Genomic DNA, 22,062 nt, shown 5'->3' with positions numbered 1-22,062 from the left:
CGACGTTCAGACGGCGGCGGCGTTGAACGCCGCTAAGGCCGCCGGAGGACGCATCATCTGCGTTGGCACCACCTCGCTGCGATTGGTCGAGAGCGCCACCGGCGAGGATGGGGTTGTCCGTCCCTTCGCGCAGGAAACGGCGATCTTCATCACCCCTGGCTACCGGTTCCGCGCCGTCGATGGGCTGATGACCAACTTCCACCTGCCGAAGTCGACGCTGTTCATGCTGGTCTCGGCCTTTGCGGGCTACGAGGCCATGCGCGCCGCCTACGCCCATGCGATCGAGGACGGCTACCGCTTCTATTCCTATGGCGACGCCAGCCTGCTCTGGAGGGCCTAGTGGCCGCTTTTCCGTTCGAGATTTCCGCCACTGAGGGCGCGGCGCGCACCGGCGTGCTCAAGACCCCGCGCGGCGATATCCGTACTCCGGCCTTCATGCCGGTCGGCACGGCCGCGACGGTTAAGGCGCTGACCGTCGATCAAGTCGCCCAGACCGGCGCCGACATTATCCTGGGCAACACCTATCACCTGATGCTGCGCCCCACCGCCGAGCGGATCGCACGGCTGGGCGGACTACATCGCTTCATGCGCTGGGACCGGCCGATCCTGACCGACTCCGGCGGGTTCCAGGTGATGTCGCTGTCCAAGATCGCCAAGGTCACTGAGGAGGCTGTCGCCTTCCAGAGCCATATCGACGGATCACGCCACATCATGACGCCGGAACGCTCGATCCAGATTCAGGCTGATCTGCTCGGCTCCGATATCGTCATGCAGTTGGACGAGTGCGTTGCTTGGCCCGCAGAGGAAAAGCGCGCGACTGAGGCCATGCAGCTCTCGGCGCGCTGGGGCGCCCGCTCCAAGGCCGCGTTCGGCGAGCGCGAAGGCCAGGCCCTGTTCGGCATCCAGCAGGGTTCGACTTTCGAACACCTGCGCCGCGAGTCAGCTGATCGGCTGATCGAGACCGGCTACGACGGCTATGCTTTAGGCGGGCTGGCCGTGGGCGAGGGGCATGCGGCGATGTGCGAGGTGCTGGACTATGCACCCGCCATGCTGCCGGCCGATCGGCCGCGCTATCTGATGGGGGTCGGCAAGCCGATCGATCTGGTCGAGGCGGTGGCTCGGGGCATCGACATGTTCGACTGCGTGCTGCCGACGAGATCTGGGCGTCATGGCCAGGCCTGGACCTGGGAGGGCTCCGTCAATCTGAAGAACGCCCGCTTCGCCGAGGACGACAGTCCGTTGGACGAGGACAGTGATTGCCCGGCCTCGTCCTATTATTCGAAGGCCTACCTCCACCATCTGGTGAAGTCCGAGGAGATCCTCGGGCAGGTGCTGTTGTCCTGGCACAACATCGCGCACTTCCAGGCCCTGACCTCGGCGATGCGTGCAGCGATCGCCGAGGGCCGGTTCGAGCAGTTTCGGCGGGACTTCAAGGCCCGTCAGCGCACCGGGTAGCGGGGACCCTGAGTCGGGACCAGATTGTCGGGACCCGTACGAACGTGCGAGGCCGTCGCCGGCGGCCGGCAGCTCTTCGCCTCGCCTAGACCCTTCATGTAGGCCCGGCGCACAGCGCCAGCCAGGACGGCGTCGGTCACCAGGCTGTCGTGGCGCTCGGCTCCGCTGAGCTGCCGCACCCAACTGCGGAACGGGATTACGCTGGAGGCGAGGCCGGCGACCGCGCCCAGCGCCGCGCCCTTGCCCTTGTCCATTATGTCCTGCTCGTCCTCAGACGGATGATCGAGGTCCGCCCCCAGCGCCTCGTTCAGCGGAACGATGGCGGCTGCTATTCCGGCGCATGTGGCTGGATTCGGCCGTTGGTAGGGATCGGCCATGGCCTCAAGCAGGATTGGCGGGATCTTTGTGCGCAAGACGTTGACGTCCCGCAGGGGAGAGGCGACCGCGCCGGTGATGCTTTCGCGCTTGGCTTCGGACGTTGTCTGTACCTTCGGCGATCCGTCGGCGGGGCTTGTGAGGCAGGCTGACAGCAGGAAAAGCAGCGGCAACGGGTAGATGACTTTATGCATAAGGCGAAGGTACGCGGAGTCACTCGATGAAGGAAAGCTGACACGCGCCCTTGCCCCGGTGAAGGCGCCCGCATATGGTCCGCGCCGCTTCGCAAGGCGCGTTCAGCGCGTCGTGTCGGGGGCCGGTAGCTCAGTGGTAGAGCATTCGACTTTTAATCGAATGGTCGTGAGTTCGAAACTCACCCGGCCTACCATCCTGTCTTTCCAGCATTGATATTGCTGGACTTTTCGGGGTGTTTTCAAGCCAGCGCCGCCTGGGCTTGATTCAGGATGTCCTCAGTTCGAGACGCTTCGTCGCCCTCGCCGGTGAAGAGGGCGTGAGTCTCGAAGCACCTGATGAGGGGCGCCGTCCGACTCAATTCAATCAACAGGAGAATCCCGGATCAAGGTTGCGCCGCGTGTCGTAGAACGTCGGTCTGTGAGCGGGTGGGTGAAGCGCAACCAAAACGCGAGGTGGGACAAATGAAACTGAGTTTGTTTTTCGCCGGGATCGCTGTCGCGGCGGTCACGGCCGGTGCGGCCCAGGCCGGGATCCTGGTGACATACGAGGCGCCGGGCGTGACGAATACGACGGCGACGTTCGACGTGCTGGGGACTGAAAACTTCAACACTCGGGCGCTGGGCGTTGGAGGGTTCGCCACGAATTTTGGCGGCAACGGCGTGATCAGCGGCCAATACAGCTCCACGACCCAGGTGAACGCGGGCGACCAGTACGGTGGCGAGGGTGGAAGCAACTACGCCGTCACCTTCGGCGAGGGCGGCTACAGCCTGGACATCACCAGCACGCAGAATGCGGCAGGCGTCACCTACTTCGGCTATTATCTGCCGGCGCTAGACCAGGGGAATGTCCTGGAATTGTATTCCGGCGCCACGAAGATTTTCACCTTCAACCCAGCGACGGTGCTCAGCGCGGTCGGCGGCAATCCGCTCTACTTCGGCAAGCCTGACGCCCCTCATCAGGGACAGAACAGCGGCGAGCCCTATGTGTTCGTGAACTTCTACGGAACCGCCGGCACTCACTTTGACAGGGTGGTCTTCCGGGAAACGCCAGCTGGCGGCGGTTACGAGAGCGACAATCACACGGTCGGCTATTTCAAGACCATCACCGGCACCGGCGTTCCTGAGCCGGCGACCTGGGCCATGATGATCATCGGCTTTGGTGCGGTGGGCTCGATGGTCCGCCGTTCGCGTCCGCGCGAGGCGGCTCTCGCCTAGCTTGACGACCGACAGGACCCGCTCCCCTCCGGGGGCGGGTCTGTCGTGCTTGGCCGGCCGCTGTGCGCCGATAGGTTCGCAGGGCAGCGATGGCGTGAGCCGAGGCGCAATTCGCCTGCGACGGCACGTCGCTTCGCAGCAGCCTCGGAGCGTCCCCATCTAACTGACTGTCGCAACACGAGCCCATCGGGAAGCGACGGAATGCTGGCCAAACTCCAGCATACGCGGGGCGGTGTCCTCTCTCACCGTCCCGCTCCCCATTCGGACGCGACCCTTTGCCGGGGTAGGGCGCCGTCTTCTCCACTCACCGCCATCCGACGAACGAGGTTCCTCACTGGCTAACCGCCAGTTGCGCTCAGCCTTTCCGCCGTCGCCCTCAGAAAAACTATATTGTCGATAGGTGCGCTGGGAATTAGCGGTGGCGTAAGCCGAAGCGCAGCTATCCGCGTGTCTCGGCGTTTATGCGTTTGAACCGGGGCCGCTTGAATGACCGCGACCGAAACCTCCGAGATCGTCGCGGCGCGCCGGCCGATGATCCGCCGTCGTTCGGCGATCCCGGGATTTGCGCTCACCATGGGCGTGACGTTGACCATCCTTTCGCTGGTCGTGCTGATCCCGCTAAGCGCCGTGGCGCTCAAGGCGGCTGAACAGACCTTCCCCGAGTTCCTGGACGCCGCCTTCAATGAGCGCGCTTTGACGGCCTATCGCCTGTCGTTCGGCGCGGCCTTGATCGCCGCGGTGATCAACGGGGTGTTCGGCGTGCTGACCGCCTGGGCGCTCATCCGCTATGAGTTTCCATTCAAGAGCCTGGTGAACGGGATCATCGACCTGCCGTTCGCCCTGCCGACGGCTGTGGCGGGGATCGCGCTGGCCACTCTCTATGCCCCTAACGGCTGGATCGGCGCGCTGTTCGCGCCGGCCGGGATCAAGATCGCCTATACGCCGCTGGGCGTGGTGATCGCCCTGACCTTCATCGGCCTACCGTTCGTGGTGCGCACTCTGGAACCAGTGATGCGCGATCTGGCCGCCGACGTCGAGGAGGCGGCCGCCAGCCTGGGCGCCAATCGGTTCGACACCATTCTGCGCGTGATCCTGCCGGCCCTGGGTCCGGCCTGGCTGACCGGCATCGCACTGGCCTTCGCGCGGGCTGTCGGCGAGTACGGCTCGGTGATCTTCATCGCCGGCAACATGCCCTACAAGTCGGAGATCGCCCCGCTGCTGATCACCATCGAGTTGGAGCAGTACGACTATGCCGGCGCGGCGACCATCGCGGTGGTCATGCTCGCGGTCTCGTTCCTGATGCTGTTCGTCATCAACGCCATCCAGGCCTGGGCGCGGAGGCTCGGCCAATGAACCGCCTTCGTCATCCCACAGAGGACCCCGTCTGGGCCAAGGCCATCATCCTGACGCTGGTCGGGCTGTTCCTGGTCTGCGTTCTGATCCTGCCTTTGGTCACGGTGTTCTTCGAGGCGATGCGCAAGGGGCTGCCCGCCGCGCTGGAGGCGATCCAGAATGAAGATGCCCGGGCGGCCATCAAGCTGACCCTGATCACCGCGGCGATCACCGTGCCGTTCAATGTGGTGTTCGGCCTCTGCGCCTCGTGGGCGATCGCCAAGTACGAGTTTCCGCTCAAGCCCTTCCTGATCACCCTGATCGATCTGCCGTTCTCGGTATCGCCGGTGGTCGCGGGTCTGATCTATGTGCTGGTGTTCGGCGCCCAGGGCTGGTTCGGCCCCTGGCTGCTGGATCATGACATCAAGATCATCTTCGCGATCCCAGGCATCGTGCTGGCGACCATCTTCGTGACCTTCCCGTTCGTCGCCCGCGAGTTGATCCCGCTGATGCAGGAGCAGGGCGTGGACGAGGAGGAGGCGGCTGTATCGATGGGCGCCTCAGGCCTGCGCACCTTCTGGAGCGTGACCGCGCCCAATGTCCGCTGGGGCCTGCTGTATGGCGTGCTGCTCTGCAACGCCCGCGCCATGGGCGAGTTCGGCGCGGTGTCGGTGGTCTCGGGTCACATTCGGGGCCTGACCAACACCATGCCGCTGCATGTGGAGATCCTCTACAACGAGTATGATTTCGTCGGCGCTTTCGCCGTCGCAGCTCTGTTGTGCTTACTGGCCATCGTCACCCTGGTGCTGAAGGCTCTGCTTGAACTCGTCCAGCCGCAGTCGCGGCCCGGCCGTCACTGAAACCTTTGAGTTGTCGCGTGACAGTCGCCGAAACCGGTGACCACTTTGGGCTGTCACGCTCAAGAGAGACGCATCTGCGATGACCATTTCCATCCGCTCGGTGGAGAAGACTTTTGGCCGTTATCCGGCGCTCGATAGCGTGAGCCTGGAGATCGCCGACGGCGAGCTCCTGGCGCTGCTGGGTCCCTCTGGCTCGGGCAAGACCACGCTGCTGCGGGTCATCGCCGGCCTGGAGTTCCCGGAGAAGGGCCAGATCCTCTACGGCGACCAGGACATGACCTTCACCAGCGCCGCCGCGCGCCGGGTAGGCTTCGTGTTCCAGCAGTACGCACTGTTTCGCCACATGACGGTGGCCAAGAATGTCGCCTTTGGTCTCGACGTCCGCAAAGGACAGGCCAAGCCGTCGAAAAATGAGATCACGGCTCGGGTCGATGAGTTGCTGAAGCTCGTGGAGCTCGGTGAACTGGGTAAGCGCTATCCGGCCCAGCTGTCCGGCGGCCAGCGCCAGCGTGTTGCCCTGGCGCGCGCCCTGGCGGTGAACCCCAGCGTCTTGCTGCTGGACGAACCGTTCGGGGCCTTGGACGCCACGGTGCGCAAGTCCCTACGCAAGGAACTTCGCCGGATCCACGATGCGACCGGCGTCACCACGATCTTCGTGACGCACGACCAGGAAGAGGCCTTGGAGCTGGCTGACCGGGTGGCGATCCTGAACAAGGGCGTGATCGAACAGGTGGGCGCGCCGCATGACGTGCACGACAATCCGGCCGGCGCGTTCGTGTGCGGGTTTGTCGGCGAATCCAACCGCTTCGAAGGCGTTGCGAAGGGCGGGCGTTTCACGGCCCCCGATATCGCATTGCCCGCGCCCGGCGTAGCCGATGGCGCGGCGGTGGCCTTTGTCCGGCCCCACGAGTTCGTGCTGACGCCGGCGGGCCAGGCGAACCTGAGCATCGTGACCGAGCGGATCGCCCCGCAAGGCGCGGTCGTGCGGGTGGATGGCGCGACGGCCAGCGGCCAACGGATCGAGGCGGCCTTCGCCCGCCAGAACGCCGGCGAGTTGCAGCCGGGGGTGACCCTGCACCTGGCGGCCGACCGAGCCTACGTGTTCAGCGCCTAGGACCTACTGCTGCTGTTGCTGCTGTTGATCATAGGCGATTCCGCCTGACGGGCCGCGGCGGCGGCCACTACGCGAGAACGACGGCTGGGCGATGCGGATGAACTCCGGTTCGGTCAGGGCCGCTCGTGCCCTGCGCACCGATACGCCGACCGCCAGTTGGCTTTCGGCCTCGCCCTTGTAGACACCGCGCGATGGCGGCACGTCGTTGTAGTCACGGCCGACCGCGGCGGCGATGTGGCGTTCCCCGGCCTCGACGTTGTTTGTTGGGTCGAACCCGATCCAGCGGGTAGAGGGCAGGAACACCTCGACCCAGGCGTGGGTCGCGTCGGGATCGGAGCGGTCGCCAGCCTGACGGTCGGTGAAGAGGTACCCCGAGACGTAACGAGCCGGGATGCCCCAGGAGCGGCAGATGGCGATCATGATGTGGGCGAAGTCCTGGCAGACTCCGCGCTCGGCCTTTAGCGCCAGATCGATGGGGCTGTCGGCGCGGGTTACGCCAGCCTCATAGCCGAATGACGAATAGATGGTCTCCGACAGGCGTCGCACAGCCGACAGCGGGTCTCGCCGGCGAAGCTCGTCGAGCTGGTGTTGGGCCACATAGGCGCGCAAGGCCTGCGTCTCGATGGCGAAGCCGTGGTGGGTGAGGAAGTCGAAGTTCTCACCGCGCACGAAGTCGCTGCGCAGCCGGTCCCATTCGCCTTGGTCCAGGGCGTCTGGCAGCGGCGGGGGCGTCTGTGTCTCGACCGCCGAGCGGGCGACGATGTTCAGCCGATCATGGGGCTGAGGCACGTCGAAATGATAGACCGCGTTGCCGAACGGGTCGGCGTAGGAAAAGAGCTGGGCGGCGGGATCGAGTTCCAGCTCGAACGAGACCAGCCGCTGGCGGATTCCCTTTTGGGGTTGCATCCAGACCTCCATGACGCTTTCGCGCACGGGTTCGGCGTAGTGATACTGGGTGACGTGACGGACTTCCAAAAGCACGGTTCTGGTCCTTACGCCGGCAGACGCATTTCAAGGGAATAGGCGACGAAGGTGTCGTAGATCGCCTGATGCAGGGCCGCGCACTCGTCGAGCACGGTGGAGATGAGCGCGCTTGCGCCGGCCACCTCCATCTCGTCCATGTCGGCGTATTGCAACCTGGCCCGCAGCCGGCCGGCCAGGCGCTCGGGCCCGGCGTGGCCGGCGGCGTCGACATAGCGCGCAGTGGCGCTGAGGTGCTCCTCGATCCGCGCCGTGGCGAAGCGAATGGAGCGAGGGAATTCCTCGTCGAGCAGCAGGAACTCGAGGATCTTGCGCGGCTGGATGTCGGCGGTGTACCGGCGGAGATAGGGCTCCAGGGCGCAGCTCATCCGCAGCACGCCCATCAAGGCCATATGGTCGTCGAGGGGACGACGACGCCCGTCGCCGAAACAAACCCCCAGCAGCCGACCGACCAACTGCGCGCGTTCAAGATAGACGCCCAGCAGCAGGAACCGCCAACCTTCGCCGTGGCTCATGGTGGCGTCGGCCGCGCCCTTGAACAGGTGCAGGTCGGCGATGATTTCGTGCAGGAAGGTCGAAGGGCTGTCGGCGAACGCCTTGGGCGCTTCCGGACCGGTCATCCGCAGATAGATAAGGTTCAAGCGCTCCCAGGTCTCGGTCGTGATCTGATCGCGCACCTGGCGGGCGTTCTCACGGGCCAGGGCCAGCGAACTGGCGATCGACCCACCGTCCTCGCGGTCGAGGGCGAGCGCGAAAGCAAGATCGTAGGGGTTGGCGGCGCGGACCCCGTCGGCGTCGCCGACGGCGGCCAGAACGATCCGGGTGGCCTGGCTGGCGGCCTCGGTGCGGTCGAGGGTGGCGTTCAGCATCACGTCCGACAGGCGGCACATGTGCTCGGCGCGTTCCACATAGCGGCCGATCCAGTAGAGGCTGTCGGCGACCCTTGCGAGCATCATGGCTGGGTCTCCTGCGCTGCAGCCTCTTCGGGTTCCAGGATCCAAGTGTCCTTCGAGCCGCCGCCCTGGCTGGAGTTCACGACCAGCGAGCCCTTGCGCAGCGCGACCCGTGTCAAGGCCCCAGGCGTCACCACGATGTTCTCACCCGAGAGGATGAAGGGGCGCAGGTCCACGTGGCGCGGCTCGATCGTTCCGTCGATCAGGCAGGGCGCGGTGGACAGCTGGATGGTCGGTTGGGCGATGTAGTTGGCGGGATCGGCCTTGATCGCTTCGGCGAAATCCTCGCGCTCCTTCTGGCTGGCATGGGGCCCGATCAGCATGCCGTAGCCGCCCGAAGCCCCCACCGCCTTCACCACCAGCTTGTCCAGATTGCCGAGCACGTGATTGAGCTGCGAGGCTTCGCGGCAGAGATAGGTCTCGATGTTCGGCAGGATGGCGTCCTCGCCGAGATAGTAGCGGATGATGGCTGGCACGTAGGCGTAGACCGCCTTGTCGTCGGCGACGCCGGTTCCCGGCGCGTTGCAGATCACTACATTGCCGGCGCGATAGACGTTGAACAGGCCCGCTACGCCCAGGCTGGAGTCGCGCCGAAAGGTGAGGGGGTCGATGAAGTCGTCGTCGACCCGACGATAGATCACGTCGATGCGCCGCAGCCCCGTGGTGGTCCGCATGTAGACCATGTTGTCATGCACAACGAGGTCGCGGCCCTCGACCAATGGGCACCCCATCAAGCGGGCGAGATAGGCATGCTCATAATAGGCCGAGTTGTAGACGCCGGGCGTCAGCACCACGATCTGCGGGTTGGGCCGCCAGTCGGCCGCCATGCCCTTCAGCGTGGCCAGCAGCAGGTCCGGATAGCGGTCGATGGCGCGGACGCCAGCGGCTCTGAACGTGCCGGGAAAGGTGCGGCGCGAGGCCTCGCGATTGGCGAGCATGTACGAGACGCCCGAGGGCACTCGCAGGTTGTCCTCCAGCACCGCGAAGGCGCCGTCAGGCTGGCGGATCAGATCCGAGCCGCAGACATTGGCGTAGGCTTGGTGCGGCACATACAGGTTCTGCATCTCCCGCCGATAGGAGGGCGCGCCAAGCACCAGCTCGCGGGGCACCACCCCGTCCATCAGGATCTGCTGATCGCCATAGATGTCGGAGAGGAACATGTTCAGCGCGCGCAGCCGCTGGGTCAGGCCTGCTTCGATCGTCGCCCACTCCACCGCCGGAATGATCCGCGGCAACAGGTCGGTGGGGATGATCCGCTCGGTGGAGCTTTCGCCGCCATAGACGGTGAAGGTGATGCCTTGCAGCAGAAAGAAGCGCTCGAGCGTCCGTTGCCGCTCCGACATTTCGGCCGACGCGAGGGTGGCGATCCGGCGGTCCAGGGCGGCGTAGTGAGGCCTGACCTCGCCGAGAGCCGCCAGCATTTCGTCGTAGGCCACCGGGTCCGCCGGGGTCGGCGGCAGGTGAGAAGCCCCCGAGAACGCGGTCGCCTCATCGGATCTGTGCGCTGTCGTCACACCGTACTCCACAGCCAAGTCCTTTCGCACCGAAGGGAGCATTGAGCTTAGGAAGGAGGCGATGGAATCGAGCCGCTAATCGGAAACGGAGTTCGTGCTGACGGCGCTCGCACAGTATTTAGGCAGTGATATGCCTCCGATGGTGCAGCTTGACGCCATCGGCATGGGTGACATCGCGCCGCGACGCAGTTTAGATCAATCAACGGGGCGCGATTAAAGGGATGGGCGTGGGACGATTGGTCGTCGCGGTCGCCGCCTCGGCGGCCATGTGTGTATCTGGGACGGCCCGGGCTGAGTCTCCGCGGGCGACCGTCGAGGGGGACCTCAACACGGGTCTACGCAACGCTATCGTCAATGCTATCGGCGAGACCGAAAGGCCGGTCGCCAACCGCTTCGAGGCCCGTCGGCGTGCGGTCGCGGCGGGCGAGGACGCTATTACGGTGCTGCGCTCAGAGGGCTATTACGGTCACGACGTCGAGGCGGATGTCAGCGAAACCGAGCCACCCGTCGCGATCGTCCGGATACGTCCCGGGCCGCGCTTTACATTCATTGATCCGCAGATCGACTGGATCGAACCCGCGCCGCTGCCTGAGGTCCGCCAGGCCGGCGAGGCGGTCCTGGGTTTGGCGACGGGCGCGCCTGGTCGAGCCGTCGATGTCGTCAACGCCGAGGGGCGGATCGTCGCGGCGGTGCAGAAGCGGGGCTATGCCGACGTCGCGCCGGCGCCGCGCGTGGTCACCGTCGATCATGCCGACAGCACGGTGCAGCCGACCTACAAGATCATCGCCGGCGACATCGTCCGGCTTGATGCGCTCAAGGTGCTGAACGAGGGGCGGACCAAGCGAGCGTGGCTGGATCATCTGACGCCATGGCGTTCGGGCGACGTCTACAATCCGGACGACGTGGGTGAGTTGGAACGCCGTCTGCTGGACACCGGCGTCTATGACTCGGTGACGGTGTCGCTGGCGCCGAAGGACCAGATCACCGCCGACGGGTTGCGGCCGATCGTCGTGAGCCTTGTCGACCGAAAGCCGCGGACCCTGGAGCTGGGAGCGAGCTATTCCACCAGCGAAGGCGTCGGGGCCGACGCCCGTTGGACACACTTCAATATCCTGGGCCGCGCGGACACCATCGCCGCCTTGGCGCGACTATCGAGCATCGACAGCCGGCTTGGCGCGGAGATCACCCTGCCTCACTGGCTGAAGCCTCAGCAGACGTTCAAAGCCGGTGGTGGCGGGTATCGCGTCCGCACCGACGCCTATGACGAAACGGGCTTTGGTGTTCGAGCCGACATGACCCGGCGGTTCCGCAAGACCTCGTACCTCACCTTCGGCGGTTCGGTGGACTACGGGAAGACCGAGGATCAGCAGGAGTTTCTGCGGAGCCCGCTGGGGGACAACCTGTTCACGATCGCGGGCCTCGCGGCCGGCGCGCTCGACCGCTCCGACGACCCGTTGGATCCGCGACGGGGTTGGCGGTTGGAGGTTCGGGCCGAGCCGACCTATCTCATCGGCGATGAGACACTGCCCTATCTGAAATTGCAGACCCAGGGCACGGTCTACGTGCCGTTCGGCGAGAAGGCTCGCACGGTCCTTGCCGGGCGCCTGCGCGTCGGCTCCATGATCGGAGCGACCGTCCCGGATGTCCCGGCTTCCCGGCGCTTCTATGCTGGCGGCGGCGGGTCGGTGCGCGGCTACGCCTTCCAGGCCATTGGCCCACGGTTTGACGACAACACTCCGCAGGGCGGCGCTTCCTTGCTGGAGACGTCGATAGAGCTGCGCCAGAAGATCGGGCAGCGGTGGGGCTTCGTGGCGTTCGTCGACGCCGGCGCGGTCGGCTCGGACGAGATTCCCACCGGTGATGATGTCAGCGTCGGGGTGGGTGTCGGGGTTCGTTACGACCTCGGCTTCGGACCAATCCGCGCCGACATCGCCATTCCGCTCGACCAGCGCGAGGGCGATCCCGCCTTCCAGATCTATCTCAGCATTGGGCAGGCGTTTTGAGCGAGCCGCCCACACCCGTCGAGGAAGCGACCGAGGCGGTCGCCAAGGTCGCGAAGAGTTCGGTCCTGCCGAAGATCATTCTCGTGGTCTGCGCAGTGCTGGCCCTGTTGATCGGCGGCGTGGCGCTGACGGCGCGCTACGGCGTGCTGCTGCCACAGGGGCGGCTGCTGATCGAGACCAGGACCAGCGGCCTGAAGATCGGGCGGTTTGGTCGGTTGAAGATCGAGGGGCTCGGCGGCGACGTCTGGCGCGAGTTCACTGTGCGTCGCCTGACCATAAGCGACGAAAAAGGCATCTGGCTGGAAGCCAAAAATATTGAAATGACGTGGAGTTACGCCGCTCTCTTCAGGCGTAGATTCCATGCCGAAGACATCGTGGCCGAGAAGGTCACGGTGCTGCGGCGGCCGACGATGGCGCCCAAGACCGAGTCCGCCGGTCTGCCGATCTCGATCAATATCGATCGCGCCGTGACGCGCCTGGAGCTGACTCCGGAGTTCAGCGTCGCGCGCGGGGTCTATGACGTTGTCGCTAATGTGGACGTCCAGAAGCGCAACGGCGGCCAGAACGGCAAGGTGGCGATCACCAGCGTCCTGACGCCCGGCGACCACCTCAACGCCGAGTTCGATTTCGGCGGCGGCCGGCCGTTGTTGGTCATCGCCGACGCGGTGGAGGCCAAGGGCGGCGCCCTGGCGGGCAGCCTGGGTCTGCCGTCGGACCAGCCGTTCTCGCTGCAGGTCCAGGCCAAGGGGCAGGGCTCGCAGGGGCGCTTCACCGCCCTGGCGACCTCCGGCGCGATCACGCCCGTGGACGCCTCAGGCGCCTGGACGAAGGACGGCGGCGGGGCGCACGGGAAGGTGCTGCTGAGCGCCTCGACCCTCACCAAGGATCTGGTCGCTCGCCTTGGGCCGGACGTGCAGTTCAGCATCAAGGGCGCCAAGGCTGCTGCCGAACTCTACGACCTGGACGCCCAGATGACCTCGGCCAACCTCGCGGTCACGGCGAAGGGGCAGGCGAATCTGGGCGAGCGGCGGACGGGCCCGGCGGGGCTCGCGATCAGCGCCGCGGCTCGAGAGCTTTCCAAGGTCACCGGCGGGCCGCCGATGGGGCTAGGCCGAGTGGACGGTGTCCTGACCGGCTCGATGGACGATCTGCGGTTCGCCGGCACGGCTGACGTCGCTCGGTTGCAGTTGGGCGACTACGCGCTCGACCGGGCTTCGGGGCCATTCACCTTCACCCGCCGCAATCGCGTGCTGGCGATCGATGGGCGGATCACCGGCGCCGGGGGACGGGGAGCCGGCCTGGCCGCGGCCCTGCTGGGCGCGCGGCCGACCGCGGCGTTCGACGCCGCCCGGCTGGCCGATGGCCGTTTGTTGCTGCGTGACCTGCAGGCGACTGGCGCGGGGCTGAAGGTCAACGCAAGCGGCGGACGAAATCTGCTGGGCGGGCTGAACTTCAAGGGACAGGCGCAGTTCTCGAACCTCGCCGCCGCTCGTAGCGGCGCGAGCGGTTCGCTATCGGCCGACTGGTCGGCGGTCCAAGCACGGGCGGGGCGGCCATGGAACCTCAGCCTCGACGCGAGAGGCGCGCGCTTCGCGTCCGGCTTCTCCGAACTCGATCGCCTGCTGGGCGCAGCGCCGAGGTTGCAGCTGAAGGCGAATGTCGAGGGGCGCAAGGTTTCGGTGTCGAACGGGACCTTGAACGGTGCGGCGCTTCGGGCCGAGACGGCCGGCGTGCTGGGGGCGGACGGCGCGCTGCGCTTCAAATTGGACTGGTCCGCAGATGGGCCATTCCGCGCCGGGCCGGTGGAGATCACCGGCAAGGCCAAGGGCTCCGGCGCGATCACTGGCAGCATCGGTGCGCCACGCGCCGACCTGTTGGCCAATTTCGAGGCCATTGATCTGCCCCGTCTGCCGTTGAAGGACGCCAATCTCACACTGAGTTTCCTGCGACGCGCCGACGGTTCCAGCGGCGTCGTCGCCCTGACAGCGACCAGCGACTACGGACCGGCCCAGGCCCGCTCGGCGTTCCGGTTCCCGCGCGGCGGGGTGGATCTATCCGAGCTGCTGGTGAACGCTGGCGGGTTGACCGCGGAAGGTTCGGTCGCACTCCGGCGCAGCACGCCGTCGGCGGCCAATTTGCAGCTCCGTGTCGTCGAGGGCGCGTTCCTGGAGAATGGCGTGGTGTCCGGCGCGGTGAAGATCGTCGATGTGGCCGGCGGCCCGTATGCGACCTTGAACCTGACCGCGACCGACGCTGTTCTGCCGGGCGCGAAGTTCGCGGTTCGCAAGGGCAGCTTGACCGCTGACGGCCCAATGGCGCGTCTGCCCTATGCTATCGATCTCGAAGGCGTCGCCAGCAGCGGCGAATGGGGCGTGCAGGGGCGCGGATCGTTGGCCGCCGTCAAGCCCGGCTTTGCGCTGAGCTTCGATGGCTCTGGCAATGTTGGCGCGCGCGTCCTTAAGACCACCGAGACCGCGATGGTCCGGTTCGGGGGCGATGAACGCAGCGCCAAATTGCGACTGGCGGCGGCGGACGGCGGACGTATCGACCTCGATGCGCGGCTGGCCAAGGACGTCACGAGCATTCGCGCCCAGGTCGAGAAGCTGGGCCTAGACATCATTAATCCCGACCTGACCGGCCGGGCCGACGGCGTCCTGACCCTGACCGGTCGCGGCAAGGCGTTGGAGGGCACGCTCAGCGCCGAGCTTGACGACGCCCGTGGTCGTGGTTCGCCTCGCGAACTGGGCATGGACGGTGTGGTGAAGGCCCGGCTGCTTGGTGACAGCGTTACGCTGAACGCCGCTGTCACCAACGAACAGGGCCTGCGCGCCAACGCCAATGTGGTCCTGCCCGCCGAGGCGAGCGCGAATCCATTCCGGATCGCGATCGTGCGCAACCGTCCGATCCGCGGGGACTTCTTCGCCGATGGCGAGGTCAAACCGCTGTGGGAGCTGCTGGCCAGCGGCGAGCGCGAACTCGCCGGGCATGTGCAGCTCAAGGGAACCCTGGGCGGCACGCTCAACGATCCGAGGGCGACCGGTACGGCGCAGGTGGACGGCGGGCGGTTCGTCGATGGGGCGACCGGCCTGGTGCTGACCGAGGTGGTTTTGCGCGCGTCCATGGCCAACAACGCGATCGACATCACCCAGGCGACCGCGGCCGACGGTCACGGCGGAGCGCTTTCAGGCGTCGGCAGGATCAGCCTGCTTCGTGAGGGGGCCTCGACCTTCCGCCTGGATCTCAAGGGGTTTCGGCTGATCGACAACGACATGGCTACCGCCTCGGCCTCGGGGCAGGCGTCCCTCGACCGCGCCGCCAATGGTCAGGTGCGGCTGGGGGGCGACCTGACCATCGATCGCGCTGACGTCTCGCCGAACATGTCCACGCCGGCCGGGGTGGTCACTATCGACGTGGTGGAGATCAATCGCCCCAAGGACCTGTCGCAATCGTTGCAACCGGTCGCTCGAAGGGGCTTGGCCGTGGCGCTCGACGTGCGGCTGCGAGCCCCGCGCCGGATCTATGTTCGGGGCAGGGGGCTCGATGTCGAACTTTCTCTCGACGCGCATGTCAGCGGCACGACCGCCCGGCCTAACCTGACCGGCTCGGCGCGCGTGGTTCGCGGTGAGTACGATTTCGCGGGGCGACGCTTCGAGTTTGACGATCGGAGCGTGGTCCATCTGGGCAGCACGCCGCAGACGATCCGGCTCGACTTGACCGCTACTCGCGAAGACCCGTCGTTGACCGCCGTGGTGCGGATCCAGGGCACGGCGGCGCGGCCTGAGATCACCTTGAGCTCCACGCCGGTCCTGCCGCAGGACGAGGTGCTGTCGCAGGTGCTGTTCGGTCGCTCGGCGGCCCAGCTGTCTCCGCTTGAGGCCGCCCAACTCGCCTCGGCCTTGTCGTCGATGGCCGGCGGCGGGGGCTTCGATGTCATCGGAAACCTGCGCAGCTTCGCCGGGCTCGACCGACTGGCCTTGGCCGGAGGGGATGAGTCTGGCGTCACAGTTTCCGGCGGCAAATATCTGACTGAGAACGTCTATCTGGAGATCACCGGCGGCGGCCGCGATGGGCCGTCGGCGCAGGTCGAGTGGCGATTTGGACGCAACCTCTCCATTATTTCCCAGATCGCCAGCCAGGGAGACGGCAAGCTCGCCATCCGCTGGCGCAGGGACTACTGAGGCCGACATGCGCAGGCTTTTGCTGGGATTGGTCGCGAGCGCCGGGCTCTTCGGGTGCGAGAAGCCGCTGACCGCGCCAGGCCATCCAGGCGTCTGCTGGCGGATGGTCGAGGGCATGAATGGCAAGCCTGACTTCAAACCCGTCGCGCCCAACGTCGATACGCTGGAGAACTGCGCCGTGCGGCTGGAGGGTATCCGCATGGCCTATGGTCAGCCGGTGACCGGCGCCTTCCAGGGGCGCTTCATCTATGTGACCGACGGTGAGATCAGTGCGGCGTCGGGCCCTAAGGCTCAGCACTATCGGGTCTTCACGCCCGCCCAACGGCTGGAGATCCAGAAGGGCATCGAGACCTTGATGGCGCGGGAAAAGGCCGGCGGCTAGGCCGACGCCAGCCGTCCGCCCGCCAGGGCGTAGGCCTGGGTGCCGCAGGTGAAGACCCGATCGCCCGGCGCCATCTCGTCGATGGCGATGTCGGGCGCCTGGCTCAGGCGCTCATAGATTGGCGCGAAGTCCTGCAAGGTGGCCTTCAACAGCGACTTCAGCGACGGGATCACGAAATAGACCTGCTGGAAGTCGTCGATCCGGTAGGGGGTGCGCATCACCCGCTCCAGGTCGAAACCCAGCCGGTTGGGTGAGGGATCATCCAGGGCGAAGATCGATTCCGCCAGGCTTGAAACGATCCCGGCGCCGTAGATCCGCAGGCCTTCCGGGGTTTCGAGCAGGCCAAATTCCACCGTGTACCAGTAGAGCCGGGCTAGATTATGCAATTGGCCGCGACCCAGCGCGCGCATGCCGCCCTGACCATAGGCCTGCATGTAGTCGGCGAAGGTGGGGTCGGTCAGCATCGGCACGTGGCCGAAGACGTCGTGAAAGACGTCGGGCTCCTGCAGGTAGTCCAGTTGGTCGGCCTTGCGGATGAACCGGCCAGCGGGGAATCGGCGATTGGCCAAGTGCTCGAAGAACACCTCGTCTGGCACGAGGCCCGGCACCGCCACGACGCTCCAGCCGGTGAGCCGAGTCAGCTCTTCATTGATGCGTGAGAAGTCGGGAATGCCGCCCCGGTGCAGATCCAGGGCGTCGAGGCCTTTCAGGAAGGCGTCGCAGGCGCGGCCCTGGAGCAGCCCTGCCTGGCGCTCGTACAGCGTCGTCCACACATCATGCTCGGCCTGCGAATAGGCCGACCAGTCGTGGTCGATGGTCCAATCGGGCCTTGCGCCGGGCGGCGGGCCAGCGGCGATGTGATCTGCGCTCATGCCGATAGAATGAGCGCAAATTCGCGAAAGTTCCGTGCGAACTGTGCGCCGAAATCCAGGCGGCCTGGTGAAAGTTTGCGTCTACCGGGCCGTGGTTGAAACGCCCGTGCGGACCGCCCTAGTGGCTGATCCGCGGGCGCAGCGTGTACTGGCCTTCGTTGAAGGATTCGAAGATCAGCGACGCTTGGGGATGGCCCACCGGCTCACCGCTGTCGTCGGGCACCAGGTTCTGCTCGGAGACATAGGCGACGTAGGCGTTCTCATCGTTCTCGGCCAGCAGATGGTAGAACGGCTGGTCCTTGCGTGGCCTGATTTCCTCCGGAATGGAGAGCCACCACTGCTCGGTGTTCGAGAAGGTGGGATCGACGTCAAAGATCACGCCCCTGAAGGGGTAGTGACGGTGTCTCACGACTTGGCCGATGGCGTACTTCGCCAAGCGCGGCTCGGCGAGAACCGCCGGCGGCGTGACCGTGTCGCTTCCACGTTTTTCTATACGAGCGTCCATAGAAACGATTCTAGACCTTGGCGCCTAACTGGGAGGTGAACGTACCGCTCATCTTCGCATGTGCAAGGGCGTGCCTTCCGAGAGGCGAACCAGCTTGCTACAGTCTCTCCTGAAATGAGGTGTCGTGTCGGCGCCTCAAAGGGACGGATGGCGGTCAATGACTGCGACGCTGTTGAGCGTGTTCTTGAAGAACGCGCTCCAGATCCTTGATTTACAAGCGTTCCGGCCACCAAGCCGGTGACGATGGCGCTTGATCTCGAGACGGCTACAGGAGCCGAAAAGCACAATTCAGCCGAAGCGGCCGAGTCGCCCTGCTACGGCGCACTCGATCTCGGTACGAACAATTGTCGCCTGTTGATCGCCACCCCGTCGGGGCGCGGCTTCCGAGTCGTCGAAGCCTATTCGCGCATCGTCCGGCTGGGTGAAGGGCTTTCACAGACCGGTCGGTTGTCCGACGCGGCCATGGATCGCGCGCTCGCGGCCTTGAGGGTCAGTGCTGAGAAGATCCGTCGCCGCAAGGTGGTGAAGCTAAAGGCGATCGCCACCCAGGCCTGCCGGGGCGCGGAGAACGGTGCTGAGTTCGTCGCCCGCGTGGCTGCCGAGACCGGTCTCCAACTACAGATCATTACGCCGCGTGAGGAAGCTCAACTCTCCGTCGCGGGGTGCTTGAACCTGCTCGACCGCAAGGCCGAGGCGGCTCTGGTGGTGGATGTCGGCGGCGGGTCGACTGAACTGTCCTGGGTCGATCTGACGGCGGGCGGGCTAGAGACGGAGTTGGCGAAGTTCGCCGCTGGCCGATTGCCGATCAAGGCGTGGCTCTCCATTCCCATTGGGGTCGTCACGCTGGCCGAGCGCTTCCCCGAAGGGCCGGTGGCCACCGAGACCTGGTTCCGAGCCATGGTTGAGACCGTCAAGGATGAGATCCGCGAGTTCCGCCACGCCGATCCTCTGCGGCCGATCTTCGATGAGGATCGCGCGCACATGGTCGGCACCTCGGGCGCGATCACCAGCCTCGCCGGCATGCACCTGGGACTGCGTCGATATGACCGCAGCCAGGTCGACGGGATCTGGATGACCCGGGGCGAATGCGACGCCGCCGCCCAAACGCTGCTGGGACTGAGCGCTCAGGAGCGCGCCGAGCAGCCGTGCATCGGTGCGGACCGGGCCGATCTGGTGTTGGCTGGGGCCGCGATCCTCCAGGCCGTGCAGGAACTCTGGCCCTGTTCACGGGTGCGGGTCGCCGACCGTGGGTTGCGCGAAGGCATACTGATGTCGTTGATGTCGGGCGAGGGAACCAAGCGCAAGCGGCGGCGTCGGCGTCGCGGCCGTAGATCGGGCGGCGCTTCCCCTGTAAACGCCCCTGAATGACAGAGCCGCCCCGCAAACGCATGGTCAAGCCACCCACGGGTGGATCCGAAGAGGGCCGGGTTACGCCTAAGCGCCTCAAGACCGCGAAGGACCGGACGCCGTCGTCCCAGGCCTGGCTGTCGCGCCAGATCAACGATCCATTCGCCGCCAAGGCCCGCGCCCACGGCTACCGCAGCCGCGCGGCCTATAAGCTGACCGAGCTCGACGACAAGCTGAAGCTGTTGAAGCCGGGCGTGCGGGTGATCGACCTGGGCCTAGCCCCTGGCGGCTGGACGCAGGTGGCGATCGAACGGGGCGTGACCAATATCGTCGGCGTCGACCTGTTGCCGGTCGATCCGCTCTCGCCCGCGCATATCCTGGAGATGGACTTCACCGATCCGGCCTGCGGTCCGATGCTGATCGAACTGCTTGGCGGACCGCCAGACGTGGTGCTGTCCGACATGGCGCCGAACACGGTCGGCCATCGTCGCACCGATCACCTGCGGATCATGACCCTGATCGAGACTGCGGCCGACTTCGCCGTCAGCGTCCTGCGGCCGGGCGGAGCTTTCCTATCGAAGGCCTTCCAGGGCGGCGAGACCCACGAGATTATCGGCGAACTGAACCGCAAGTTCGACGATGTGCGCCACATCAAGCCCAAGGCCAGCCGCGCTGACTCATCCGAGGTCTACCTCGTGGCGACCGGCTTCAAGGGTCGATAGACGGGAGCAGGGGGCGTCTTGCCGCCCTCTGTCACCAGCCACTTGCGGAACTGATCCAGGGCGCGGCTCGACGCGCCCGGCGCCGCCAGCAGCGCAAACGCGCTCTCGGCCTTGCGGAAGCCGAACGGGGCGACCAGCCGGCCGCTGCGCACATAGTCCGCCACCAACGGCCAAGGCATGACCGCGACACCCAGCCCGGCGATGGCGGCGTCGATCGCGAAGTGCAGATGGGCGAAGGGCTGCTCTGGCGAGGGCGGAAGCTCCATGCCGACCAGCGCAGCCCAGATCGCCCAGCCCTGCTGGTGGGTCTGGGCCGACAACCGTGGCGCCTTCAACGGATGGTCGGCGAAACGTTCGGCCAGGGCCGGGGACATCACCAGGCCTAGGTGGCTCTGGATGAAGCTTGTGGCGTCGGGGTCGGCCAGGCGGCTGGTCGGCACCATCCGCACGACCGCATGCGCCCCGCGATAGGATGTGGCGTGCGAGGGCAGCTCGGCCAGATGCAGGCGCACGCTGGGATGGGCGCTGGCGAAGCCGCTTAGCCGCGGGATTAGCCACTTAACCGAGATGCTGGCGTTGACCGCGACGTGCAGGTCCTCGCCGCTGCTGCGCGTCTGCCGAACCGCCGTCGCGATCTGATCGAAGGCTCCGGTCAGCGCCGGCAACAGGCCGCGCCCCGCCTCCGTCAATTCCAGCCGGTGCTTGGGTCCAGTGAACAGCCGAACGCCGAGGGTTTCCTCCAGCGCCTTGACCTGACGGCTGACCGCGCTGTGCGTCACGTTCAGCTCCTGGGCGGCCAGGGTGGCGCGGCCGGTGCGCGCCATGGCCTCGAACGCGCGCAGGGCGTTCAGCGAAGGTAACGGCGCTGATGTGAGATTTTCGAACATCGAGGAACGAATATGTCGGTTTCCTCAATTCTTCAAGCGGCGCACAAGCTCGGAATGGCGGAAAAGCTCACCGGACCACGCGCACCCCAGACAGCGATCATGCTGGTGTTGGGCCTAGCCAGACCATCGCCTTCGCTTCGAGCGCTCTACGGATTCGCCCTGGCCGAGTCGCCGCGCATGGCGCTCGCCCTGTCCGCCGGGCTCTGCCTGGTGATGTTTTCCATGACTTTCGGCCTCGAAAGACGGCTCCAACCCCAAAAAGAGGAAGCTGCGGCATGATTACACTGGAACCTGCCCTTGCCCGAGGCGCCCCAGAGGGCTTATACGCGGCTCGCAAAATGGAGCCTTACATGGACATTCGCGAAGGTCTCACCTTCGACGACGTTTTGCTGGAACCGGGCGCATCGGATGTGATGCCAACCCAGGTGGATACGACCACCAAGTTCACCCGCGAAATTAGTCTCAATATCCCTCTCGTGTCCTCCGCGATGGACACGGTCACCGAGAGCCGTCTGGCTATCGCCATGGCTCAGGCCGGCGGTCTGGGCGTGCTGCACCGGAACCTCACCGTCGAGGAGCAGGCCGATCAGGTCCGCGAAGTGAAGCGGTACGAGAGCGGCATGGTCATCAATCCGCTGACCATCCATCCCGACACCCCGCTGCGCGAGGTTCGGGAGATCAAGGCGCGCCGCAAGATCTCGGGCTTCCCGGTGGTCGAGCGCGGCTCGGGCAAGCTGGTCGGGATTCTGACCAACCGCGACATGCGCTTTGAAGGCCGCGACGACATCCCGGCCAAGGAACTGATGACCAAGGACAACCTGATCGTTGTCCGCGAAGGCTGCACCCAGGCCGAGGCTCGGGACTTGCTGCGCAAGCACAAGATCGAACGCATCATCGTCGTCGACGACGACTATCACGCGGTCGGGCTGATCACCGTCAAGGACATGGAGAAGGCCCAGGCCTATCCAAGCGCCGCCAAGGACGCCCAAGGGCGCTTGCTGGTCGGCGCGGCCTCCACGGTCGGAGACACCGGTTATGAGCGCTCCATGGCCCTGGTCGATGCTGGCGGGGACGTGGTGGTGATCGACACCGCCCATGGCCATAACGCCGACGTCTCCCGGGCGGTCGAGCGTCTCAAGCGCGAAACCAACCGGGTGCAGATCGTCGCTGGCA

At 65.9% G+C, this 22,062-nt stretch carries 20 protein-coding genes and 1 tRNA gene; 14 read left to right on the top strand and 7 right to left on the bottom strand.

The features are described from left to right. The coding region (locus Q7T84_RS04455) for an S-adenosylmethionine:tRNA ribosyltransferase-isomerase (RefSeq protein WP_304806493.1) at window positions 1-340 on the top strand (340 nt) is incomplete at its 5' end. Continuing rightward, window positions 340-1,455 carry a tRNA guanosine(34) transglycosylase Tgt gene (gene tgt, locus Q7T84_RS04450; protein WP_304806492.1) on the top strand — a complete coding sequence of 372 codons (1,116 nt, stop codon included), beginning with the start codon at window positions 340-342 and terminating at the stop codon, window positions 1,453-1,455. The genes Q7T84_RS04455 and tgt, both read left to right, overlap by 1 nt. On the opposite strand, the gene Q7T84_RS04445 is transcribed toward tgt, so the two are convergent. Beyond that, complete coding sequence (locus Q7T84_RS04445) at window positions 1,440-2,024, bottom strand: hypothetical protein (protein WP_304806491.1); 585 nt, start codon at window positions 2,022-2,024, stop codon at window positions 1,440-1,442. The two genes, tgt and Q7T84_RS04445, sit on opposite strands and share 16 nt — an antisense overlap. 119 nt (window positions 2,025-2,143) lie before the next feature. Between Q7T84_RS04445 and Q7T84_RS04440 the strand changes: the two genes are divergently transcribed. The 5 genes from Q7T84_RS04440 (at window position 2,144) to Q7T84_RS04420 (ending at window position 6,545) form a co-directional block, all read left to right on the top strand. Continuing rightward, window positions 2,144-2,218 (top strand) — tRNA-Lys (locus Q7T84_RS04440). 268 nt (window positions 2,219-2,486) lie between these two features. After that, complete coding sequence (locus tag Q7T84_RS04435) at window positions 2,487-3,239, top strand: PEPxxWA-CTERM sorting domain-containing protein (RefSeq protein ID WP_304806490.1); 753 nt, start codon at window positions 2,487-2,489, stop codon at window positions 3,237-3,239. Window positions 3,240-3,725: 486 nt separating this feature from the next. Further along, window positions 3,726-4,592 carry a sulfate ABC transporter permease subunit CysT gene (gene cysT / locus Q7T84_RS04430; protein WP_304806489.1) on the top strand — a complete coding sequence of 289 codons (867 nt, stop codon included), beginning with the start codon at window positions 3,726-3,728 and terminating at the stop codon, window positions 4,590-4,592. Then, on the top strand, window positions 4,589-5,431 hold the full coding sequence (cysW, locus tag Q7T84_RS04425; RefSeq protein ID WP_370653618.1) for a sulfate ABC transporter permease subunit CysW: 843 nt from the start codon (window positions 4,589-4,591) through the stop codon (window positions 5,429-5,431). The genes cysT and cysW overlap by 4 nt, the downstream gene beginning before the upstream one ends. A 79-nt stretch (window positions 5,432-5,510) precedes the next feature. Next, window positions 5,511-6,545 carry a sulfate/molybdate ABC transporter ATP-binding protein gene (locus Q7T84_RS04420; RefSeq protein ID WP_304806488.1) on the top strand — a complete coding sequence of 345 codons (1,035 nt, stop codon included), beginning with the start codon at window positions 5,511-5,513 and terminating at the stop codon, window positions 6,543-6,545. A gap of 3 nt (window positions 6,546-6,548) precedes the next feature. Here Q7T84_RS04420 and Q7T84_RS04415 read toward each other — a convergent pair whose 3' ends face one another. From Q7T84_RS04415 to Q7T84_RS04405, 3 genes are read right to left on the bottom strand one after another with little or no spacing between them, the layout of a single operon-like run. Next, window positions 6,549-7,526, bottom strand: coding sequence for a transglutaminase family protein (locus Q7T84_RS04415; RefSeq protein ID WP_304806487.1), 978 nt, complete (start codon window positions 7,524-7,526; stop codon window positions 6,549-6,551). A gap of 11 nt (window positions 7,527-7,537) precedes the next feature. Further along, window positions 7,538-8,482 carry an alpha-E domain-containing protein gene (locus Q7T84_RS04410; protein ID WP_304806486.1) on the bottom strand — a complete coding sequence of 315 codons (945 nt, stop codon included), beginning with the start codon at window positions 8,480-8,482 and terminating at the stop codon, window positions 7,538-7,540. Continuing rightward, on the bottom strand, window positions 8,479-9,900 hold the full coding sequence (locus Q7T84_RS04405; RefSeq protein WP_304806494.1) for a circularly permuted type 2 ATP-grasp protein: 1,422 nt from the start codon (window positions 9,898-9,900) through the stop codon (window positions 8,479-8,481). Before Q7T84_RS04405 ends, Q7T84_RS04410 begins: the two co-directional genes overlap by 4 nt. Before the next feature lie 314 nt (window positions 9,901-10,214). Between Q7T84_RS04405 and Q7T84_RS04400 the strand changes: the two genes are divergently transcribed. From Q7T84_RS04400 to Q7T84_RS04390, 3 genes are read left to right on the top strand one after another with little or no spacing between them, the layout of a single operon-like run. Beyond that, entirely contained in the window at window positions 10,215-11,996 is a 1,782-nt protein-coding gene (locus Q7T84_RS04400; protein WP_304806485.1) for an autotransporter assembly complex family protein, read from the top strand. Beyond that, entirely contained in the window at window positions 11,993-16,174 is a 4,182-nt protein-coding gene (locus Q7T84_RS04395) for a translocation/assembly module TamB domain-containing protein (protein WP_304806484.1), read from the top strand. The genes Q7T84_RS04400 and Q7T84_RS04395 overlap by 4 nt, the downstream gene beginning before the upstream one ends. Window positions 16,175-16,181: 7 nt before the next feature. Beyond that, window positions 16,182-16,556, top strand: coding sequence for a hypothetical protein (locus Q7T84_RS04390; protein WP_304806483.1), 375 nt, complete (start codon window positions 16,182-16,184; stop codon window positions 16,554-16,556). On the opposite strand, the gene phhA is transcribed toward Q7T84_RS04390, so the two are convergent. Beyond that, window positions 16,553-17,428: a phenylalanine 4-monooxygenase gene (gene phhA / locus Q7T84_RS04385; protein ID WP_304806482.1), complete on the bottom strand. Its 876-nt coding sequence runs from the start codon at window positions 17,426-17,428 to the stop codon at window positions 16,553-16,555. The genes Q7T84_RS04390 and phhA overlap by 4 nt on opposite strands. Before the next feature lie 118 nt (window positions 17,429-17,546). After that, window positions 17,547-17,933: a heat shock protein HspQ gene (gene hspQ, locus Q7T84_RS04380; protein ID WP_304806481.1), complete on the bottom strand. Its 387-nt coding sequence runs from the start codon at window positions 17,931-17,933 to the stop codon at window positions 17,547-17,549. A 243-nt stretch (window positions 17,934-18,176) separates the two neighbouring features. Here hspQ and Q7T84_RS04375 point away from each other — a divergent pair, with 243 nt between their 5' ends. Beyond that, window positions 18,177-19,301 (top strand): Ppx/GppA phosphatase family protein, encoded by a 1,125-nt coding sequence (locus Q7T84_RS04375; protein ID WP_304806480.1) that lies wholly within the window; start codon window positions 18,177-18,179, stop codon window positions 19,299-19,301. A gap of 20 nt (window positions 19,302-19,321) precedes the next feature. Continuing rightward, entirely contained in the window at window positions 19,322-20,002 is a 681-nt protein-coding gene (locus tag Q7T84_RS04370) for an RlmE family RNA methyltransferase (RefSeq protein WP_370653617.1), read from the top strand. Here Q7T84_RS04370 and Q7T84_RS04365 read toward each other — a convergent pair. Next, window positions 19,969-20,889: a LysR family transcriptional regulator gene (locus Q7T84_RS04365; RefSeq protein ID WP_304806478.1), complete on the bottom strand. Its 921-nt coding sequence runs from the start codon at window positions 20,887-20,889 to the stop codon at window positions 19,969-19,971. The genes Q7T84_RS04370 and Q7T84_RS04365 overlap by 34 nt on opposite strands. A gap of 12 nt (window positions 20,890-20,901) precedes the next feature. Between Q7T84_RS04365 and Q7T84_RS04360 the strand changes: the two genes are divergently transcribed. Together Q7T84_RS04360 and Q7T84_RS04355 are read left to right on the top strand one after the other, a co-directional pair. Further along, window positions 20,902-21,168, top strand: a complete 267-nt coding sequence (locus tag Q7T84_RS04360) for a hypothetical protein (protein ID WP_304806477.1) — start codon at window positions 20,902-20,904, stop codon at window positions 21,166-21,168. A gap of 71 nt (window positions 21,169-21,239) precedes the next feature. Continuing rightward, window positions 21,240-22,062, top strand: an 823-nt coding sequence (locus Q7T84_RS04355) for an IMP dehydrogenase (RefSeq protein WP_304806476.1), incomplete at its 3' end; no start/stop codon positions are given.

This window comes from Phenylobacterium sp. (genome assembly GCF_030654915.1).
Taxonomy (GTDB): Bacteria; Pseudomonadota; Alphaproteobacteria; order Caulobacterales; family Caulobacteraceae; genus Phenylobacterium.
The sequence above is the reverse complement of the archived record's forward strand: the minus strand, read 5'-3'. Positions and strand labels throughout refer to the sequence as shown.